The organism is Chryseobacterium lineare (assembly GCF_977014045.1).
In genome coordinates this window covers 3,938,284-3,960,589 of sequence record NZ_CDRNIQ010000001.1, presented here as the reverse complement: position 1 = coordinate 3,960,589, position 22,306 = coordinate 3,938,284, and the positions used below count along the sequence as shown (strand labels likewise).

At 36.6% G+C, this 22,306-nt stretch carries 15 protein-coding genes and 1 pseudogene; 8 read left to right on the top strand and 8 right to left on the bottom strand.

The window, feature by feature from the left end; all coding sequences use genetic code 11:
- Positions 1-353: 353 nt before the first annotated feature.
- The 6 genes and pseudogenes from ACWNCI_RS17750 to ACWNCI_RS17725 form a co-directional block, all read right to left on the bottom strand.
- Positions 354-503 (bottom strand): annotated as a pseudogene (locus ACWNCI_RS17750) (IS1/IS1595 family N-terminal zinc-binding domain-containing protein); the annotation flags it as partial.
- Positions 504-524: 21 nt separating this feature from the next.
- Positions 525-944: a hypothetical protein gene (locus ACWNCI_RS17745; RefSeq protein WP_449389301.1), complete on the bottom strand. Its 420-nt coding sequence runs from the start codon at positions 942-944 to the stop codon at positions 525-527.
- Positions 945-946: 2 nt separating this feature from the next.
- The gene (locus tag ACWNCI_RS17740) at positions 947-4,516 is read right to left on the bottom strand and encodes a DUF6443 domain-containing protein (RefSeq protein ID WP_449389300.1); all 3,570 of its coding nucleotides are present in this window, start codon (positions 4,514-4,516) and stop codon (positions 947-949) included.
- 5 nt (positions 4,517-4,521) lie between these two features.
- Positions 4,522-7,785 (bottom strand): hypothetical protein, encoded by a 3,264-nt coding sequence (locus tag ACWNCI_RS17735; protein WP_449389299.1) that lies wholly within the window; start codon positions 7,783-7,785, stop codon positions 4,522-4,524.
- Positions 7,786-7,811: 26 nt separating this feature from the next.
- Positions 7,812-9,506, bottom strand: a complete 1,695-nt coding sequence (locus ACWNCI_RS17730; protein ID WP_449389298.1) for a T9SS type A sorting domain-containing protein — start codon at positions 9,504-9,506, stop codon at positions 7,812-7,814.
- A gap of 989 nt (positions 9,507-10,495) precedes the next feature.
- Complete coding sequence (locus tag ACWNCI_RS17725) at positions 10,496-10,783, bottom strand: hypothetical protein (protein ID WP_449389297.1); 288 nt, start codon at positions 10,781-10,783, stop codon at positions 10,496-10,498.
- Positions 10,784-11,083: 300 nt separating this feature from the next.
- Between ACWNCI_RS17725 and ACWNCI_RS17720 the strand changes: the two genes are divergently transcribed.
- The 8 genes from ACWNCI_RS17720 to ACWNCI_RS17685 all read left to right on the top strand — a co-directional run bounded on the left by ACWNCI_RS17720 (position 11,084) and on the right by ACWNCI_RS17685 (position 20,392).
- Entirely contained in the window at positions 11,084-11,626 is a 543-nt protein-coding gene (locus tag ACWNCI_RS17720) for a YMGG-like glycine zipper-containing protein (RefSeq protein ID WP_449389296.1), read from the top strand.
- Positions 11,627-11,678: 52 nt separating this feature from the next.
- Positions 11,679-13,322, top strand: coding sequence for an LIC_10190 family membrane protein (locus tag ACWNCI_RS17715; RefSeq protein ID WP_449389295.1), 1,644 nt, complete (start codon positions 11,679-11,681; stop codon positions 13,320-13,322).
- Positions 13,323-13,363: 41 nt separating this feature from the next.
- The gene (aroC, locus tag ACWNCI_RS17710) at positions 13,364-14,434 is read left to right on the top strand and encodes a chorismate synthase (RefSeq protein WP_449389294.1); all 1,071 of its coding nucleotides are present in this window, start codon (positions 13,364-13,366) and stop codon (positions 14,432-14,434) included.
- A gap of 15 nt (positions 14,435-14,449) precedes the next feature.
- Positions 14,450-15,013: a thioredoxin family protein gene (locus tag ACWNCI_RS17705; protein ID WP_449389293.1), complete on the top strand. Its 564-nt coding sequence runs from the start codon at positions 14,450-14,452 to the stop codon at positions 15,011-15,013.
- A 16-nt stretch (positions 15,014-15,029) separates the two neighbouring features.
- A complete protein-coding gene (locus ACWNCI_RS17700; RefSeq protein WP_346986506.1) occupies positions 15,030-15,569 on the top strand; it encodes a TlpA family protein disulfide reductase in 540 nt (179 codons plus the stop codon).
- Between the two features lie 78 nt (positions 15,570-15,647).
- The gene (locus ACWNCI_RS17695) at positions 15,648-15,995 is read left to right on the top strand and encodes a YkvA family protein (RefSeq protein WP_346986507.1); all 348 of its coding nucleotides are present in this window, start codon (positions 15,648-15,650) and stop codon (positions 15,993-15,995) included.
- Between the two features lie 142 nt (positions 15,996-16,137).
- Positions 16,138-17,505, top strand: a complete 1,368-nt coding sequence (gene pyrF / locus ACWNCI_RS17690; protein WP_449389292.1) for an orotidine-5'-phosphate decarboxylase — start codon at positions 16,138-16,140, stop codon at positions 17,503-17,505.
- A gap of 70 nt (positions 17,506-17,575) precedes the next feature.
- Positions 17,576-20,392 carry an aminopeptidase gene (locus tag ACWNCI_RS17685; RefSeq protein WP_449389291.1) on the top strand — a complete coding sequence of 939 codons (2,817 nt, stop codon included), beginning with the start codon at positions 17,576-17,578 and terminating at the stop codon, positions 20,390-20,392.
- Positions 20,393-20,455: 63 nt separating this feature from the next.
- Here the strand turns inward: ACWNCI_RS17685 and ACWNCI_RS17680 are convergent, their stop codons facing one another.
- Complete coding sequence (locus tag ACWNCI_RS17680) at positions 20,456-21,313, bottom strand: T9SS type A sorting domain-containing protein (RefSeq protein WP_346986512.1); 858 nt, start codon at positions 21,311-21,313, stop codon at positions 20,456-20,458.
- A 241-nt stretch (positions 21,314-21,554) separates the two neighbouring features.
- The gene (locus tag ACWNCI_RS17675; protein WP_449389290.1) at positions 21,555-22,298 is read right to left on the bottom strand and encodes a T9SS type A sorting domain-containing protein; all 744 of its coding nucleotides are present in this window, start codon (positions 22,296-22,298) and stop codon (positions 21,555-21,557) included.
- Between the last annotated feature and the right edge of the window lie 8 nt (positions 22,299-22,306).

Below are 22,306 nucleotides of genomic sequence, written 5' to 3'. Positions count from 1 at the left end.
TATCTTAACACTAACGGCTAAATCTCGTTTTTAGTATTAAATTTTAATTCTAGTTGCCTATAGATATATAATGATAATTCAAATTTTCATAACTGATTTCCTTTCATCCCAGTTTGAATATATGAACGTGACGGACATATGAAGAATTCCTTGGTGATATCAACGAATATCTCTATAAATTTGTTTTTGTTTTGGTTGTCTACAATGAAGATATAAAATCATTGAAGCTGCCCTTTTGAGGGCGGCTTTTTTTATACTAACCCAGGCGAGTACATTCTATTCCAGGCATTTTGCTTTAATAGTTACTGCCTGAACAGGCTTTCTCTGCTGGCTTTCATCAATGGTTTAATCTTCTTGTCATAAGCTTTATAACTGTAAAATTCTATAAACCTTTTATGGCAGTTTTTACAGAAATATTGTTGTTTACGGGTTTTCGTAGTTCCGTTTTTTATAATATTTTTAGAAGAGCAATACTTACAAATTCCTGCATCACTAACTCTGATACACGACCCAACATAGAAAAATTACTCATATTCATATTTATAAGAGTCTTTATCATTAACAACAAATGCTAAAACTATTTCGTTATTTGAGTAAGTAATAATATGTGTGTATTTATTTGCACTTAACCCTAAAGCGAGATTCAATTTGCTTTTTTGAGTTTTCATAATTGTTATAAAATCTCCGGAAACTGTGTAATGGTTATTCTCTATATTTAAAACTTCGGATAATTTTATACATTTAAGGTATCCTTTATTAAAAGGAGCTTTCATATCAATATTTTTTCTGTATAAGAATTCTGTTAAAAATTCCATATTTAATAATTCATCATCAAAAAGCTCAATTTGAATATTTATTTTACCATTTTGATAACTACAATTTTTTAAAGTGGAATCCCCTGTTTTTGAAAAAATAGATCCTAAAGTATTTATAAAATCCTCCATAATTATTTACCTAAATTGAAATATGACATAAATTCGGATGCTTGTCCTCTATTATTGATTTTGTTTTCTAAAAACAAATGTCCCTTCTGACCATTAATATTGTAATTTAAATGCGGAAAAGTAGAACTTCCTACACCTTTTCCCCAGTCACCATGCCCCCAATAAACTTGATCTCCAACCTTATTTTCCCATCCAATCCATTTACCTGATCCATCATAAATTCTTGTTTTGGAAGAACCTAATGCTTTTGCTCCAAAATTTTTGGCATCATTGACGTCCCTGAATAAGTAATCAACTTTTAAAACCCCTTTTTTAGTTACACCATTACTAATAACTATCCCTTTTTCAGCTGCTAATACATCTAAAATACTACTAACCTTACTTAAATTTCCATGTCTAAGTTGTATTGCAAGAGCCATTAGTTGCACAGATGCTACAGCTCCTTGAGTTTCTTCATCCTGATAACTCATATAAGAATCAAAAGTTACCCAACCAGCAGAGGCTAGTAAATTACTTCCGCCCATTCCAAAAGTTATCATAGCAAACCCTAGATTTTTTTCAAACTTTTCAGTAGCAAGAGCGGCTTTACTTCCTCTAATTGCAGAAGCCAGTCTATCCTGAGAAGCATGATAAGCATCAATATTATTAATACCCATAAATGAAAGCGAACTCGGTTTTGTACGAGTCATTACAACTTCTTGTATAAGGGCAGGGTTATTATCACCTCCACGTGCATTTGGATCTAATTTTGGTTCTCCCTCTTTTCCAATCATCCCAGTTGGGTCATTGAATCTTATAGGATTTCCGTAAACATAGGAATATGAACTATAAGCAAATTGTAATTCACTCAAAGGATCCACCACACCCCATCTACCGATATCCGGCATATACATCCTCGCTCCGTAATCATACATCCCCGTTTCTTGTAGCTCCTTTCCGTTGTACTTATATTTATACGTAGAATTTCCGGCCAACGCATTATACCCTTCATGCTTTAACCCAAACGGATAATAATTGTTTTCCTCAAGAACTTCTATGCTGCTGCCATTATGAAAATAACTCAACCTTGTATTTCCCAAATGGTCTATATAGTTGTAAATATACTTATTTTTCACAAAATCATAATACCCTTCCGAAGTTGGTACAAATTGAAGTTCCGGTGATGGTGGTGGACAACCCACACATAAAACATCAGAGCCACTTGTTAAGTACTGGAAACCATCCAGATAATCTGTTTTGCTCTGGACAAAAGCATTTAAGGATTTTCTTATTTTGGTCCCATCCGCTCTGTAAAGATAATTGATCTTATAGCTGGATCTTCCACTTGAATTTGTAACTACCGAAGGAAGGTTGAGATAATTATATGTAATCCCGACAATTCCTTTATCCGGGTGAATTGTCATATTTCCATTCAAATCATAGCTAATGGTGTTTTGAAGTGCATTATATCCTGATGGGTTATTAACAACTCCTGTAGGAAGAGTAATCATATCCAGCCGATTGCCCGTATAATTGTAAATCAGATCATCAATCTTTTCTGCGGTAGTTCCTCCGGTACTGGGTGCTGAAAACCTTTTCAGGGTACTGATGTTTCCGTTTATGTCATAGCTGAGGATTTCATTATAGTAGTTATTACTGGTGACTGATGATCCCGGCTCCGAATATACCCCCTGCAAAAGCCTGTTGAGACCGTCATACTGATAAGAATACCTGCGCTTAGTACCATTAGGGAATGTTCCTGTCATCCAGTCGATCTCAGCAATATTACCATTGAATCTAGCAGGAGCGATGCTCGGGTTTTCCGGATTGTTGTATTTTATTTCATACCCGAATAATTTACCATTCAAATTAGCAGGATCATTAATCTTCGTCATCCATCCTCTGATATTATAGCTATAACTGATATCCTGAAGTGGTGTAGATGGTGATATTCCTCCAACTTTCTTCCCCGAAAGCTGCGAAAGCTCATTGTAACTGTTCTGGGCTAAGTATTCCACAGGGTTACTATCCACTTGGTGGGTATGGGTCAATAATCTGTTCTGCGGATCATAGGTAAAGTTTTCGGTGATTACCCTGTCAGTATCGGTATCCAATCGTTTGTGGCGAGTAATGCTCTGCTGAACTACTCCTGCAAAATCAAGTTTTGAAGCAACCTCAGTTCGCCCACCTAAATGATTGATCGAATAATTCCCGACCACCCGGCCTCTTTTGTCGTAGTACACATAGTTTTTTGTCCAGTTGTCATCCTCTATGTTTTTGATCAAGCTCATGACCAGCAAACTCTTGGTACTTTTTCCATCCTGATCAGGATTATCAGATAAAAGGGGAGTTTCTAAGATCGCTTGTGATACATCGGGATTGAAACCATAACGAATGTCATAATAGTTGTCGTAATAATTGATGCTCAAAAGCGTAGTGATGATATTTGGAAAGTTATTGGCAGCGGTATTATCATAATATACATCCATGCCATTATTGGTAAAACCTACCATACTGGTCCTGGCCACATTATTGCTGCCTTTGGCATCGACATTCGCCTGTTCAATAGCTCTTCCCGAACTGTCATAATTTGCAGGACTTGTGTAAATACCTGTGTAGGCTACCCTGCCAAACTTATCGTATTTGGTAAAAAGCCACTGTTTTGAGGCGCCTATATTGGCATCCTGGGTCATGGCCAACCGGTTCTGTTTATCATACACCATATATTCCCAGCCTTTTCCGGGAATCCTTTTCTCTACCAAACGGCCCCTGCCGTCATATTTGTACTGATAGCAAAGATTTTCCAGGTCAGAGGACGAAAGGCTCTGAATGACTGAAGCCAAAGGAGGAATAACAAAAGCCAGTTGGTTATATTCATTGTACACGTAATATGTATCAGCTTTTTCCGTGACACTTAATATTTTTCTGACCAGCAATACCTGACCCCGTCCATTCTTAAATTCAATGGTCTGGTTACCGTCTTCATCCGTTACCGTATTTTTATACAACTGGGCATCATCAAAATTAGTACTCTGACTGATCGTACTTTTTGTAGATTCATATTCCCAGCTCGTCACTGTGACGTATTTCTTTACTGCATCGGGTAATGTGTTGACATCATAATCAAACTGTACGGGCTTATCGTTCCAGGCATTCCCAACCTGTTTCTGCTGTAATATCCTGTCCAATGGAGAGTTTTCCAGAACTTTCTCTGAAAATGCTCTTTCATTGATGTATACTCCTGTGGGATCCCCTACCGGAAAATTACCCGATGTTTGGGAGTAGATTCCACCATTGGCAGTAGATTGTTGGGGCACGGGAAGATAGTCCCTTAGCTGTCTTCCGAACTCGTCGTACAATATGGGAGTCACCACATCTTTGCCCTGTGGAGATGCTTTTATGTTCACCACCTGCTTGGGTCTTCCCAAACCGTCGAAATACTGAACGGTTTCTGAAGTCTTGGTAGGCTGCCCATTAGTGGTATTGTAATCAAGATAGGTTTTCGTATACACATAATTTTCAGCAGGAGCTAGCTGGGCATGAGCCAAGCCTGAGACCAGTAAAGCGGATAGCGGAATTAATATTTTTTTCATCGGTATTAGTTTTTGTAGTTGTACTTGAATTCTTTTAACAGCTTTCCGGTCTGGCTGTCTTCTCTGATTTCCATCAACCTTTTAGCGGAATCATAGAGATAAACCTCTTTTATTCCTGACGGAGGGGTAATGCTTCTGACGCCGATAAGAGGATCGTAGGTGTAGGTGGTAATCTGATAACCTGCCATGCTACTGTGATTCCTGAAATTATTCAATTCCGTTAAGAATGCTAATTCGTCATTATTCTGTATGGCAGAAGCGTCGCTATCCGAAGCGCTGACGATGGTATTGATCAGGGGCAGGCTGATATCTGAAAGCTTGGCCCCGGTAATTTTGGCAATAGGCTGGGTATTGTTATATCCCCAGATGATGGCTGTGGAAATTCCATCTTTTGTCGTGTACTGCAGCGGGTGGCCTTTACTGTCGTATTTGTCATAAAGGATCTCTGCAGATACCACTGTCGGAAACTGAAGGTCATAGGAAAGAGTGGAGGTTGGAAGAACAAGATTTCCGGTCTGAGCTGTCGGCAATGAAGTTGGATAAATTGTTTTAGTCTTACCTAACGTTTTGGTTGTTCCACCTATGGTCTGCGTTGTGGTTGTTTCCAATGGAATACCGATCATATTCCTGTCAATCATCAGCTGGTTGCCCTGGTCGTGGGCATAGGTGTAACCTGTTACGTCAAAAGAGCCATCCTTATAGGTGTTTTTCGCAGATATCAGATTAATAGGTTTATTAATATCGGTATCGGAATAAGTATAATCGGTGACAGTCTCTACCACCTTGTTGTTTTTAAAATATTCGGTTGTCTTTGATTGTTTTTTCTCTATTGCCCCTCCGTAAATGGAAAGTGGATAATAGCTCATTTCGTAGTTTGCTAAGTTAACGGCTAATCCATGGCTGTTATGGTATTTTACCATAAATAGATCCATTCCGAAAGCCATTTCATCCGGATTACCAACAATAAATCCTGCCTTTGGATTTTTCAACGGATTGAACTCATAATGAAAAACTTCTTTTCTTAAGGTATCGCTGCCTTTTTTATAGATCGTTGTTAAGGGAAGACCATTTCGCCAATCGGTATACGATACAGTCGTATTTGAATAAGGGCTGTAAGGTAGCTGATTGTCATTGGTAAATATATGTATAATTTCTCCTAGTCCGTTTCTTTCTGTAACCTTAGAATACGTCATGATATTCCCCGAGTTGTAAGATGTAAAAGCATTTCCGGATGACTGATATTCTTTAATTTCGGTTACATAGTCAGCCGGAGCAATATACCCTACATCAGGATCCGGAGTTCCGACATTTATCCGAGGCTCTGCCACACGGTAATAAGGTTTGTAAAAACTGAACTTTCTTTTTAAAGTACCTGAGTTGTTATAATCATAATAAAATATATTGGATACATTATTATTGTCAATATCTTCAATTTGCTTGATTCTTAATCCTCCGACCAATTGGTTTGTTGTTTGGGTGTAAGAGGTCGTATAGCCATGTGAAATACTCAATGAGCATCCACAGTCTCCGAATCTTGTGAGCTTCAGCTGAATAGGCTGTCCAGTATTATTAACGGGAATTTCTTGAGTTACATGATAGTTGTTTGTAATGCTTCCTACGGTTACAAATCCTCTGCAGGAGCTGTAATCTCCTCCCGAAGGAAACGTTTGAGGATCTGTATTGTTTAGGCAACCGTTCGAAAAGTGAACCTTTACATCGTGCAGAGCGGGGTCGATAGTAACTGTTTTTGTCACGGACAATTCATTTGGATTTATCGCAACATCCGAATCGATACCGTCAATCGTTTCTGTATGATACTCTGTATGCGTAGAAGTCTGTCCGGAATCATTATTCTCATAATACAATTTTTTCTCGGCACCGGTCGGGTATTTGACCTTTGTTAGAACGCCCATCTGTGTATATTGTGCATTGACTCCTCTGTCTCGTGAGCCGCCAATAATGGTAGAATTTGATCCATACACAAAAGGGATATTGGATCCGGATGTAATATTAGAATTAAAATATCCCCAAAGATCGTCGGAATTGCCATTTCTTCTGATAAGAGGATATTGTTCATTATAGGTAAAAGAATGTTTGGAGCCATTCAGGTCATCAATAACTTCCGTTAATTTGAGTCTGTAATCTTCATACGTTTTATTAAGACTGGCAGATTCAAAGTATGAATGCGTTAATGATATCTGCTTGATTATTTTGCCTCCTTTATTTTTTACAATTACTCTTTTTAATGCCTTTCCCCCTACACTTGAATTCAAGTCTTTACGATACATTGCATCTGAGGTCGTCAGCAGATTTTCGTCACCCGAATACAAAAAGCTAATTTCTCCTTCAGGAAATATAATTTTTGAAATCAGGTTTTCTGTATTGTTTTCAGTGTTAATTACATCCGGAGGACTTGGATTAAGAGTAGGAAACTCCTCATATCCCGTTGGAGTGTAATTTTCATATATTGTGTAAATATATCTTTTTTCATATACTGTTTTTTCAGTATATTTCTGTACTTTTTGATACTCAAATTTTAAAATATCTCCATTTGATGTTCTAAGACTGTCCAATGACATTTGATTCATTGATAATTGAGGTGCTTGTCCGGTACTTTTTGAAAAGACTTGATTGTTATATGATAGCCAGTACCTGTTACCCTGAGTGTCGGTTATTGTAAAGCCTGGACTTACTTTTTCTATCTTAATATCCTCATGGGGAATCGTATATCCTATGTTATTATTCACAATGAAGTTTCCGCTCAATCCTGGAAGGTTGTACATATAAAGGTCAGGTTTTAGATCATATTGTCCCGAGCTTAATAAATCCATATCCGCCTGCTTAGTGTTGTCAAAAATATCAAAACCAGCCAATGTATTGGTAGCGTGGTTAATATCATGAAAAAATAAAGGTGAAAAATCATCGTCTTTATCAAAGATGTTTTTTGAGATAGAATTAGGCATGGATAAAGCCCAGCCCAACCCTACAGAACTTGCGATCTCATTCTGTTTGATCCCTCCGGTATTATAAGAAAGACCTATCGGAAAATCCAAGCCACCTATCCTTACTGAATAAATGGGAATATTGATATTGGCTTTTCCATTGAACAGGTCCATAGGTAATTTGCCAACCTTACTAAGGCTATAAGCATCAGGAGAAGTAGGGAAATCCAAAACTTGTCTGTCTAATTGATTATTTCCTACAGTTTGCTGGCTATAAAAGTTATGAGTCAGAAAAACGAGGAGGAAATAAATACATATTTTCTTCATTTTTATTTTATTGATCTGTTTGTTCATTATTTCTTAATCAGTTTAGCACTCGCTGTTTTATTATCATTAGTTTTCACCCTCACCAGGTACGCTCCCTGCACCAGAGCCTGCGTATTAATTTTGGTTACTTTATTTTTGGTTTTCAGGCTCTGTAATTGTCTTCCACCCATGTCATACAGCACAATATCCGCTTCTTTAAAGTCAAACCCGATTTCTACATACGCATACTCACTCACCAGGTTCGGATAAATCTTAATATCCTGCTTTTCGATCAGCTGATCAATCTGCTTATCTCCAAGCTTCACAATTTTCCAGTTCTCTTTTCCTAATTCCTCTGCGCTTGTTCCGGCCAATACAATCGAACCATCTCCGTTGAGTTTTATGTCGGACAGTCTCTCTTCTCTTTGTCTCTTGTCTCCAGTGAGATGCTTTCTCCACTGCTCTTGGCCATTTTGGTCCAGGTACAGCATCCAGAATGTTTCATCATCACTTTCTATTCTTCCTTCCGCCTGGGTGTATCCGCCCAGCAAAATGCCTTTGGTCAGGTTGCCGGATTCCCCTCCTTTGGAGGGGCCAGGGGAGGATATCACACTCATTCCCATCAGCACATCACGATTTTTAAAATTGTAGGATTTCTGCCAGATCTCGCCTCTTTCATCAAGAGAGATCAGCCATAAATCCGTTCCTTCTTCGATGCCGACGGTTTTATTTCCTGATCTTTCCGATCTTGATTCTCCACCAATCAGATATCCTGTAGAAGTCAGAGCCAATGTTCTCAAATGATCGTCTCCTGTTCCGCCGAAGTTCTTTTCCCATTCCACTTTTCCGTCTTTGGAAAGCTTGATGATCCAGTAGTCGCCTTCACCGAAATTTTCGGTAGACTTTGCATAACCGGAAAGTGATTTTGAATTTTGGGTTGAAGCGTTTTGCTCCCCTCCTTTGGAGGGGCTGGGGGAGGATGCACTTCTGGAATACACGCCCAATAAAGCTCCGCCATCTTTCGTCGGAATCATTTTCTCCACCTCATCCAATCCTTTTCCGCCCAAAACCAGGTGTGATAATTCCTTCCCGTTTTTATCCAACCGTACCACCAGAACATCTTTAGAACCATAGCCTGCTGTTCCCTTCCCTTCGGCTCCGCTCAGGGAACGCGGATCCGTTGATTGGCCTGTTGCCTTAGCAGAGTCGAAGGCAACGTTCCCCGCCACAAAAAATCCCATATCTGTCGTCTGAATCACCGCTCTGGCTTCTTCATCTGAAGCACCGCCAATCGTTTTCTGCCACAATTCATCCCCAAATTCATTAATTCTGATCAGCCAGATATCAGATCCTCCTTTGGAATCCTCTTTTTTATCCAAGCCTTTTCCGCTGAAAGATGTCCCTGCCAGCAAAAATCCACCTTCTTGGGTATTCACTGTTGCTGATAAAAAATCATGATTTTGACCCGAGAAATACTTCTCCCAGACTTCTTCGCCCTGCTGGTTTAATTTAATCAAATGATAGTCGTATCCGTTATTTTGTTTTTGGTTGATGGTTGACGGTTGGTTGTTGTTGGACTTAATACCGCTTCCGGTTATCAGATACTGCTGATCGATGGTCGTGGTAATCTGGGAAAGAAAATCCTGCGTTGCAGATTTGATGTCTTTCTGCCAGACTACTTCCTGGGCAGAAATGCTCAGGAATGTGCATAAAATGAATGCACTTGAGTAGAATCTTTTCATACGTAGTGTTTGAAAGAGTTAAAGATTATTGTTTTGTGTGATGAAGTTATTTTAAGAAATCAAAAACCTGTTTGTTCTTAAAAAAGAGAAGCAATCATGGAAAATTGCCTGAATAGAAATGGTTGTTATCATGGTTTGTTTTTATTAATTTTTTCAGGTCTTAGATCAAATAGTAACCTGTTATGCAAAACTAATTCTCTTAAACGACAAATCATGTCGTGTTATTATCATAGATGCATTTTTTGTTCCTAAGGTTGTATAATATCCTTTACATCCGAAGCGAAATTATAAAAAAATATGATATCAGAATCATAGATTACAAAGAATTTACAGTAATAAAAAAATGCTTAGAAAAGCTTTTGTGAATAATATTTACAGCTTAGTATCAGCAGATTATTTTTATTCTTGCTTAAGTGATTTTTAACAAAAATTAATCTCCCATAATGCCAATTAAATGAAAATGAACCACAGAAAAAAAATATAATAATTTTCAAAAAGATGATCAGATTTATTCGACAATCCTTCGGGTGTTGTTCGGAAGCTCTTCGGAAAAAGTACCGTTTTTCCGAAGCCGACCCGAAGGTGATCCGAAGAACACCCGAAGAAAGTACCTCGGAAACCGGTCAAAACGCGTCAAAATACGTCAAAACCGGTCATAGTTTTCACAAGTGCTTGAAAATGGGAAATTTCATCATATCTTCGATGTGTTGGATATAAAGAGCGTATCAATTTTGCAATAACTTCAGCTTATAATAAAACAAGGTCCCCTTACAAAGGGGACCAAAAACACAAATGATGAAAAAAAATTTTATAGAATCAATCAATTTAATTCTTAAGTAAAATTAAATATGAAAACACGGAAACTTTATGATTAAAGTCACATTTAGGGAAAATTTTAAATTTAACTAAATGAAAGTATAGTAAATTTAAAAACTCCCCAGAGTTACTGAGGAGTTTAAAAAGGGTATATGGGGTCTAAAAAAGTGTTCTTATCTAGCCGAATCAGTTCCTGTTCCTGCCGAAGTTTTTGTACTTCTGTCAGATCCGTTAGTCTGATTAGGTGTTGTAGCCTGTCCCGAGGTTCCCCTTTCCTGATTCATCAAACTGTCTCGTACACTTGCGGTGGTGTCCATAGATGAACCGGAAGTTGTATTGTCAGATGGCAAAGTTCCTGTAGAAGCTGAATCACTTATTGAGTTATCATTCTGTACTTCCTGCTTTTTGCAGCTTATGGCAAAAAGGCTTATTCCCAGCATTAATAGCATTACTTTTTTCATATAAATAATTTTTGGTGTATAATTAATTTCAAATTTATATACATTAAAATGAAACCGTTATGAGCCAGATCATAATATGATAAAGCATACAATCATTTTAATACAATTCTGGAATACATAATCAACTTCACCAATTAAATCAACAGTTATTTACAGTTATGAGCCTATATTATTAAACATATTTCACATTATTTAATAGATTTTCTAAAATTTTAACATTACTTAAATAAGTTTTGGCTTCATAATTGAAAATACCATACAATCAAAGCCTAGTCTTCGATACCTATTAAAATTTGAATTATGAAAAGTATAGTGTTGACGGGATTGTTGTCAGTATTTTTATTGACCGCCTGTAAAAAAGATGATCAGATAGCCGAAAAATCACTGGAACAACAAAAAATGGAATTCCAGATGAGACAACTCGAAATTGAAAAGCAAAAATTAGCCATTGAAAAAGAAAAAATGGCTTACGAAGCTCAGAAAAAGGCTGACAGTATTGCCGAAGTTCAAAAGGCTAAAACAGCGGTAGCGAATTCAAAACCTCAGGTAATTAGAGAAACACATACCGTGTACAGAGACAGACCTAGCTCAAGTTCAAATAATGGAACTTATGCCAATAACGGAAGCACTGCCTCACAAGGTACTACTCAGAAAAAAGGGATGAGCGAAGCTGCTAAAGGTACCATTATCGGTGCTGTAGGAGGAGCTGCACTGGGAGCGATTGTTAACAAAAAAAGTCCGGGTGCCGGTGCCGCGATTGGTGGTGTAATTGGTGGTGCTACAGGATATACGCTGGGTAGAGCACAGGATAGAAAAAGCGGAAGAGTACAGCCACGCAATTAATTATTTTTACTATATCTTAGAAAGATTGCTTATTTTTAAGCAATCTTTTTTTATGTTTTTAATTTTCCTTTCAAGTATTTTTTTGATTCCGGTTTTTATGGGCTGGGGAAAGGCTACTGAATATATCTCAGGTAAATTTTTAAGTGGCATTTCGGGTAAATCATTATCAGGTATTTTCACCATCAGCATACTATGGACAGTTTTGGCATTTTTTGTCCCTTTAAATTCACATGTTGAGATTGCAACAATAGTAGTAGGAGAATTCTATTTCTTTAAGCATAAAATTTACAAAGAATTTACTTGCTTCTCCAAAAAAGACTGGGCATTAATCGCATTCATTTCAATCATCATTTTATTTTGCGGATCTTTTTATCCGTTTATTTTAGATCATTTCGGATATTACGTACCTACCATACAATGGCTTACCGAATTCGGAATTGTAAAAGGGATTTCCAACCTTGATCTCACATTGGGACAAATGTCGATATGGCATATATTTCAGGCAGGTTTTTCTAATATTTCCGACCCATTTTTAAGAATTAATTCAATAGTACTGATTATTTATACCTTATATATTATAGAAAATAAAAGTTGGATTCAGTTATGTTTTATTCCTGTTCTATTATTATTTTCACAGTCTCCGAGTCCTGATTTGCCGGTGATCATATTTTCTTTAATCATTTTAAATGAAATTTTAAAAGAAAACAGATCAACAGCTCAGGTATTTGCATTTTCTATTTTTGTATTTGCCATAAAACCAACGATGATCTGGCTGCCAATACTAAGTTTTCTTTATTCATTTTTAATCGTTAAATCATCAGCAAGAATACTTTTGCCTGGAGTTTTAGTTCTCATATTATTTTTCATTAAAAACATCTGGACATTCGGCTACCCTGTTTTCCCGCTTTCTATAGGTGATATAGGTACAGACTGGAAACCCAATAATGAAATTTTAGAGATATCCTCTCACTTTGCCATCCAGAAAACCTATGATATGCAGTATTCTTACCAGGAAATTTCAATGTTTTCTTTTTATGATTATATTAAAAACTGGATTTTTTTAGATGGAATAAAATCGCCCATTAATATTTCCCTTATAATCACTCTAATTGTATTTATCATTTTTAGCTTCATTAAAAAAAATAAGATCATCAATTTAATTTGTCTTTCAATAATAACTAAAGGCATTTTGGTTATTTTATTTTCAGCACAATACAGATTTTTCATTGATGTTTTTTTTGTTATCTTTCTTATCCTGTTTATCAATTTCTTTACTAAAAAAAGTTCAATTGTAATCTTTTCGGTATTCAGCATAATAATTGTCGGATTTCTGACTGTGCCGTCCATTCTTCAAACGTATGTCCCCAGCTTCTGGCTTGGAAACTTTATGGGAAACGTGAAAAAAGAACAGTTTTACAAACCTTCAAGTTATAAAAATCAGGAATTTAATACCTATAAAGTAGGAAATCTGTTATTTCATGTCTCAAAAAAATATCCTTATAATTTTGACACTAAATTACCGGCTATCTCCGAAAGTTATATTTTCGATGATGTAAAAGCAGGCATTTTTCCGCAGATGGCAGACAAAAACAACATGAGAAAAGGTTTTGTCTGGAAAAAGTTAAATCTAAAAGAAAAAACAGACGCAGAGAAAATTATAAATTCTATAAGAAATACCTATCAACATAACAGATAGCCTTCATTCTATATTTGGATAAAAAGCTGTAAATTTGTGTCATGTTAAATACTTTAGGTAATCTTCTCAGCCTTACAACATTTGGAGAAAGCCACGGTCTGGCTTATGGTGGAATCATCAATAATTTCCCGGCAGGTTTAACGGTTGATTTTGATAAAATACAATATGAACTTGATCGCAGAAAACCCGGTCAGTCGGCCATCGTCACCCAAAGAAAAGAAAGTGATACCGTAAAGTTCCTTTCAGGTATTTTTGAAGGAAAAACAACAGGAACCCCGATTGGCTTTATGATCGAAAATGAAAATCAGAAATCGAAAGATTATGATCATATTGCCAACTCATATCGCCCGAGCCATGCAGATTTTACTTACGATCAGAAATACGGATTGAGAGATTATCGCGGCGGCGGAAAATCTTCAGCCCGGGAAACCATAAACTGGGTTGTTGCAGGAGCGCTAGCTAAACAGCTTTTAGCAGATATTGAAATCAATGCTTACGTTTCTTCTGTAGGCGAAATTTTCTGTGAAAAACCTTATCAGGATCTTGACTTTTCAAAAACGGAAAGCAATAAAGTGAGGTGTCCGGATGCAGAAACTGCTGAGAAAATGATCGAAAGAATCAAAGAGATCAAAAAAGAAGGAAACACCATCGGCGGGACCATTACCTGTGTTATCAAAAATGTTCCCGTGGGAATTGGGGAACCGGTTTTTTCAAAACTTCAGGCAGAATTGGGGAAAGCAATGCTCAATATTAATGCCGCAAAAGGCTTTGAATACGGAAGCGGATTCTGCGGCGCTAAAATGACAGGAAAAGAACACAATGATCTTTTTAATGAAGATTTCACCACAAAATCCAATCTTTCAGGTGGAATTCAAGGTGGAATTTCTAATGGAATGGATATTTATTTCCGGGTAGCTTTTAAACCTGTAGCAACGATTTTAAGACCTCAGGAAAGTGTTGATAAAGACGGAAATAAAGCTATTGTTGAAGGAAAAGGGCGCCACGATCCTTGTGTACTTCCGCGGGCAGTTCCTGTGGTGGAAAGTCTGGCGGCTTTTGTACTAGCAGATCTGTCTCTGATCAACAAAACAAGAAATATCAATCATTTTTAAATATATATTTTAGTAATGAAAAATTACTGGGAACAAGGTATCTCTTTCGAAGAGTACGTAAAAATCGGAAAACAAAGACTAGAAAATCCTGCCAATCAACAGGAAGCAGAATATAAGCAATATTACGAGCTTGGCTTACAAAGAATCGACAGAACGCTAAAGAAATATGTTCCGGATGAAAACCAGCTGAAAGAGCTCGAAGCAAAAAACTTCGACGGAAAAATCCTGATTATCTCTGAAGTATGGTGTGGCGATGCAAGTGCTACCGTTCCGGCTTTGGTTAAATTTTTCGAGAACAGAAATGAAGTGAGAATTTTCCTCAGAGACAGTGATAAAAGTTTAATTAATCAATTCCTGACCAATGGAACAGAATCCATTCCGAAAGTGATTATTCTTGATAAGGATTTTAATGTTAAAAATTCATGGGGACCGCGTCCGAAATATGGAAAAGAACTGTTAGCCAAATATAAAGCCGATCCGGAAACTTACACGAAAGATATGTTTTATAATGATCTGCAGATTTATTATGCAAAAAACAGAGGAAAAGATGTCGTTCAGGAAATGCTGGAATTGCTGTAACTTTAAAATATATTAAATGAAAAAAAATCTCATTTATCTCGTATTAATCGTCATTATCGGAGTAATTGCTTTTGTTCCGGGCGTGAAAGAAAAGCTTCAAGATACGTTCTTCCCTATTGCCACAATTGAAAATGCAGTTCATGTCAGTGATGAAGATTATGACATCGACCTTCAGGGAATTAACGTTCCTAGTACAAATCTTAAAGCGTTCAAAGACAAGGCTGTATTTCTGAATTTTTGGGGAACATGGTGTCCGCCGTGCAGAAAAGAATGGCCTTCGATCCAGAAGCTGTATGACACCAGAAAAGATCACGTGGATTTTGTTCTGATCGCCATGAATGATCAGGAAGATGCCGTAAGAAAATTTTTAAAAGAGAACAATTATAACGTTCCCGTTTATATTGCACAGAGTCCGATTTCCGAGAAAATCCTTCCGAAAGTGTTCCCAACTACTTACCTGCTTGATAAAGACGGAAGAATCATCATCAAAGAAGATGCATCCAGAGACTGGAATACAGAATCTGTACATCAGTTTATAGATAATATCATAAAATAATTTAACTTTTGATAATAGTCACTTGGTATAAAATTTGCGAAATCAGTACCATTGAAGAATTATTAAAGCAAGCACAAAATGAAATATTCAAAATTAAATCTCGCAAAAGAGGCTATCAATCATAAAGGTTTTGTAAGAAAAATCCCTGATATTTTCAGAATGGTAAAAATGTGGAAAAAAGGAGAATATCCGATGAGGTCTATTGATATCATCCTTCCGCTTTTAGGAATTTTATACATTATTTCGCCCATTGACCTTCTGCCTGAAGTAGCAGTTCCGGTCATCGGAGTTTTGGACGATCTCGCAGTTTTATCTCTTACGATTCCTAAACTTATCAAAGAAGTCGACAAGTTTCTTCTTTGGGAAGCCGAACGAAAATATAATAACGGCAATACGAAAATAATCGATGCCGAAATCGTAAAATAATCAAAACATCCGAAATGGATGTTTTTTTGTGAATAAATGAATAAGTTATATATTTTAAAAATTCACAATTGACTTACGAAGTAAAATTCACAATTGACTTTCAACATCATTTCCTTAAATTTGCAACATCTAATAAAAAATAATGGAAAGTAAAAAAGAATTCTTTTTAGAGTGCTATAAGCTGGGCATCATCAAATTTGGAAGATTTACATTAAAAAGCGGTATCGAAAGTCCTTTTTATGTAGACTTAAGACCGTTGGCTTCAGATCCGAAAATTTTAAAAAACTTAGCCAATTATCTTTTGGAAATGCTTCCTTTGGATAATTTTGATCTGATTTGCGGAGTTCCTTACGCAGCTCTTCCGATGGCTACGGCGATGTCTCTTGAAAGCTATATTCCATTAATTATAAAAAGAAAAGAAGCCAAAAACTACGGTACAAAAAAGCTGATTGAAGGAATTTATCAGAAAGGACAAAATTGCCTTTTGGTAGAAGATGTTATCACTTCAGGAAAATCCTTAATCGAAACGATCGCAGAAGTTGAGCAGGAAGACTTGAAGGTTGCAGATATTGTTGTCGTTCTTGACAGAGAACAGGGCGGAAAAGAGCTTCTGGAAAGCAAAGGATATAGAGTTCACACTCTTTTCAACATTTCGGAAGTTTGCTCGATCCTTCAGGAAAACGGCGAACTTTCAGATGATGAAGTGAAAAGAATCCAGGATTTTTTACAAGGAAATCATATTCAGTTTGAAGAAGTTACAAGAGCATCTTACGAACAGAAACTCAATACGGCGCAACATTCCGTTTCTAAGAAACTGCTAGAGACGGCACTATCAAAGCAATCTAATTTAATTGCGTCTGCCGACGTTACAACAACGCAGGAATTACTGGATCTGGCTGAAAAAGTTGGTCCACATGTGATCGCTTTAAAGACTCATATCGATATTATTTCTGATTTCGAATACGAAAAAACAATCACTCCGTTAAAAGCTTTGGCTGCAAAACACAATTTCCTTCTTATGGAAGACAGAAAATTTGCAGACATCGGCAATACTCAGGAGCTTCAGTTTACAAGCGGAGTTTTCAAAATTACAGATTGGGCAGATTTTGTAACGTCTCAGGTTATTGGTGGTTTTGAATCTTTAGACTGCTTTAAAAATGTAGGTGTTGTTGCCATTATTGGAATGTCTTCAAAAGGCGCTTTAACGACGAGTGCTTACAGAGAAGAAGCCCTGAAAGTAGCTGCATCTCATCCCAACGTAATTGGAGGAGTTTCTCAAAATCCGCTTCCTGAAGAAATGCTACTGTTCACTCCGGGTGTCAATCTTGCGGACTCAGGTGACGGAAAAGGCCAACAGTACAATACTCCTGAACATGTATTTAAAACACTTCATACCGATTTTATTATCGTAGGAAGAGGAATCTACAAATCTGAAAACCCTGCCGAAGCTGCAGTTACTTATAAAAATGAAGGCTGGAATGCTTATTTGAGTTCTCTGAAAAAAAACTAACCGAAAGTTAATTTAAAATTCAAATGATTTTCTGCAAAATAAGTTATATTTGAAACCATATCACAGTTAATTGAGAAATATTTGTATTGGTCTTGCTTTGTTTTTTGGTGTTGCAGAGATTTCTGCACAAAAAGACAGCATTTATATTGAAGCCAAGCTGTCTCCCGATAAAAAGAAGCTTAGCGTTAATCAGGAAATGGTTTATTATAACAATTCAAAGCATGACCTTAATACGGTAAAGCTTCTCAACTGGGTATCTGCCTATAATAAAAGAGGAACATCACTGGTGTACCGAAAACTTGAGGACCGAAATACAGATCTTCATTTTGCAAAAAAGAACGAACTCGGGAAACTACTGAACTTACAGATTAAAAATTCTGATCAGGAAATTCCGGTAAGCAATATTTCCGATGAAAATTTTTTCCTGCCGCTGAAAGAAATTCTAAAACCGGGAGAGCAAATAAAACTAAAGCTGCAATACGAAGTTCAGCTTCCTGATAAAAAATTTACCGGGTACGGAACTTCCGATAATAACGTAGCACTAAAATATTTCTTTATTGTTCCGGATCGCTTTGATCCGGACAATATTTCCAAAAGAGATTATCACGACATTGAAGAATCGGTAAGTTTTAATACATACTGGACAGTGAATTTTGATCTTCCTGTCAATTCTTTTATTGAAAGTAATCTTCAGCAGTTTCAGATGAATTCTTTTAAAGGATATCTTGATTCTGATCCTGAATTTATCATTTCGCAGAATGATTATCCAACGATTAATATCAACACCGGTGACATTCACACGGAAATCAAATTCGGGTACAATATCAAACCTGAAGAGAAGCAGAACCTGGAATTTTTTCTTCCGCTTCATTTAAAATTTATCAAAGACAGAATCGGTACAATCCCTGAAAGAATTTTTATTTCGGACAAATTCCGGACAAAAGAAGATTTTTTCGGAAATAATGATATCACGGTCTGGAAATTCAAGTTTCAGCTTTTTAATGATGCACAGAAAACAGATCTCGATTATTTCGGAATCATAGCCAAAAAAGTTTTGGATGAAAGCATCATCACCGACAAACAGAATTATCACTGGTTTAAAAATGGATTGAAATCTTACCTTGAAATTCAGTATTTAAAGAAATTTTATTCAGATACCAAATTATTAGGCACATTGCCTGAAACAAAACTTTTCGGAGTAAAACCGTTAAAACTATTTCATGCTTCCGATGTAAAACTCATCGAACGATACGGACTTACCTACCAGTACATCATGTCCCAAAACCTGGATCAGAAGATTGCTGAAAAGTATGCTGTTCTGAGCAATTTTAATGACATGGCCATCAGTAGTTTTGAAACCGGAACCTTATTTAATTATTCGGCAGATAAAATGGGGTATGAAAATTTTGATATTTTGGTTCAGAATTTCATCGCAAAAAATACCGATAAGGAAACCAATCCGAATGATTTTATAAAAGAATTAGCCGAAAAAGATAAAAGGACAACCTATCTATCAGAATTTTTACAGCATAAAAACAGAGTCAATTTTAAGCTTAAAAGATTTAAAAAAGAAGGAGATTCTCTCAATATAAGGATTCAAAAAAATATATCTGCCAATATCCCCGTAAAAATTGAAACAGAATCGGAAGAAGGCGATAAAAAGGAATATTGGGTGGAAACGGAAGAAAATAAAAAAAATACAACAATATCAATTCCTGATCTTAATACTCATAAAATTACCCTAAACGACGAGTATATTTTCCCGGAAGCGAATTATAGGGACAATTTTCTCTATGCTAAAGGATTTTTTTCCAACATGCGAAAAATTAAGCTGAAACTGATTAAAGACATTCCGAATCCTGAGTTTAATGAAATTTATATCAGTCCGAAAATCCGTTTTAATAATACTTATGATAAATTTTTGATTGGATTTAATTTTAAAAACCAGTCTTTTTTTGATCAGAAATTTTTATACTCATTCACCCCGACATACAGTACGGGAACAGGACAACTTACCGGATCGGGAGGTGTAGCCTACTCTTTTCTGCCTGCAGAAAGTATTTTCAGAAGTCTGACTTTTGGAGTTTCCGGATCATATTTTCATTATGATTATGATCTTGCCTATCGAAAGGGATCAATCTATTCGAATATCAATTTCAGGAAGAATCCGAGAAGTACTGTTGGCAGAAGCGTCGGAATTTCTTATAATTATTTTGAGAGAGATCTCAGTCCGCTCATGATTGCCAATAATGATTATGACAAATATAATCTCTGGAGTGTGGGATATGGATACAACGACAGCCAGAGTATTCATGAAAAAAGCCTCGGAATAAGCACCCAATGGATGGAAGATTTCCATAAAGTAACCGCAGAAGGTTTTTACCGATGGGAATTTGCGCCAAGACAAAAGCTCAGCGTACGACTTTTTGCAGGATATTTCATAAAAAACAATACAAGGAATAACACTTTTAATTATGGAATTTCCAGGGTTTCAGATTATTCTTTTTCCTATAATCTTTTGGGTCAAAGTGCAACCGGAGGAATTCTTTCGCAGCAGTTTATTTTGGCCGACGGAGGTTTTAAATCTTTTATTCCGGGAAGTGTCAATAAATGGATCACTTCCGTGAATATAGATACAAGTGTCTGGAAAATTTTCCATGTGTATGCTGACGCGGGCGTTTACGATAATAAAAATCAGTCAACTAAATTTATCTGGGACAGCGGTATAAAAGTACGTGTGATTCCTGATTTTCTTGAAATATATTTTCCTGTTCAGTCTTCATTAGGTTTTGAACCTTCATTTAAGGACTATGGAAGACGCATCAGATACACATTAATTCTTAATTTAAACTCAATTATTAATGCCGCGAGAAGAGGCTGGTATTAAAAATAAAAAAAATGCCTCGGATTAAATCATCCAAGGCATTATTATTTTTTGGCTTCTTCAAGATTAATCCTTCAGGATTTTCTGAGATACCGGTTGATTATTTACTGTACCTGTTACGATATAGTTTCCTTTTTGCAGTTCATCAACGTTTAACGGCTGATTTTCTTTTACAGAAGCAGTTTTCACAACTTGTCCAACCATATTGTAAACTTTTACATCTTTTACATCTGCCCCAAAAACAATTTCGTTAGATTTTACGAAAGTATTTTTAATGAAATTAGAACGAACAGAATTATTAGATATATCACTTACAGCTAAGGTTCCAGCCTGTGGCGAAGGCAAAGTAACAGTGAAATCTACATTATTATTGTTTGTGTCCCCGGAAACTCTTGTAATAGAATTCAGGATAGAGGGAGATGGAGCCGCTCCTGCTCCTTCATACTGATTGGCAAGTCCGTACCCTACAAAGTCTAAAACATTCGAAGCGGTAGGACCTGTAACCTGCGTTGCATTGCTTGCAAGAGCAACTTTTCCGGATGTAAGTGCTAGTCCTAATCCTATTCCGACTACAGGTCCTGACCCGTCAAAATTCAGAACAACATTCACAACAAGATTCGGATTGAGGAGATTGATAATTCCGCCACCGTCACCACCTTCCTGAATAAGGTACGTCTGTCCCGGAAGTAAACTGATGGTAGGTAAAGTGTGATACTGAGTGAAGGCTCCTGAGACGGGGCCATACTGTATGGTTGCTCCCGTTAGTGTTTGCGTTGTGTTTCCGATGTTCTTCAGTTCCACAAAATCGTTTGTTAAAGTTGCTCCTAAAATCCCACCTCCTGTGTAGATTTCATTGATAACAATCTGTGCATGCGACAATGCAACCATCGAGATTAACCCGATAAAAGTAAATGCTTTTCTCATAATCAAGTGATTTATTTGGTTATTCTAAATTATACAAAATTAATGCCAAATCAACAGTTATATACCACAATAATTGAGAAAAAATCAATTTTATCCGCCATAATAGTTAAATATAATTTATTACGTAATGCACTGATACGAATAGAAATTATTTATTTACTATTTATTATGATAGAAAATTTCATAGAAAAGGGCGCTTTACAAATTGTGAAGCGCCCTGTTTTAAATTTAAATTAACAAATTAATGTTTTAAAATTTTCTGAGAAACAGGCTTATTATTTACTGTACCGGTTACAATATAATTTCCTTTCGGTAATTCAGCAACGTCTAGCGATTCATATTCTTTTCCAGAAGCGGCAATTTTTACTACCTGTCCAGACATATTATATATTATAATATTTTTAGCACTAATACCGAAACTGATTTCATCATTGACAAGTGAATTTCTCACAAAAGATTTCTTTTGTCTTTCTAAATCATTAACAGAAAGACTTCCTGATGACTGTGTCCATGAAACGTCATCCAAAACAATTTGTTTAGATCCTGCTGATCTGAATTCGATATTGACATCACCGGAAACATTAGCGGTAGCGGTTCTTGTATAGTTTGTATTCATTGCTGCAAGAGTGTATGTGTCAATCATATTTCCGTTCACATAAACCTGAATGGTCCTGTTGGCGCCACTTCCCGATGTAAAATATGATCTCACCGTATAGGTGATCGTTCCTACTCCATTCGCTCCGGAACTTGCACTGATTGTTCTTACTCCGGTATCGTTGAAACCGACTGACGTCCCATTAACATTATCAGTGCTTGTTACTTTTCTTGCACCTGAAAAAGTCCAGGTTACGCCATTGTCGCCTGTGTAGCTGCCGCTGCTGTAAGATGATGCTGTTGCTGTTAAATTTGAAAATGATTCGGATCCCTGCGCCGAAAAAGAAGCCGCTAATGCAAAAGCGGCCACAAAAGAATAAATTCTCTTCATGACTTAAG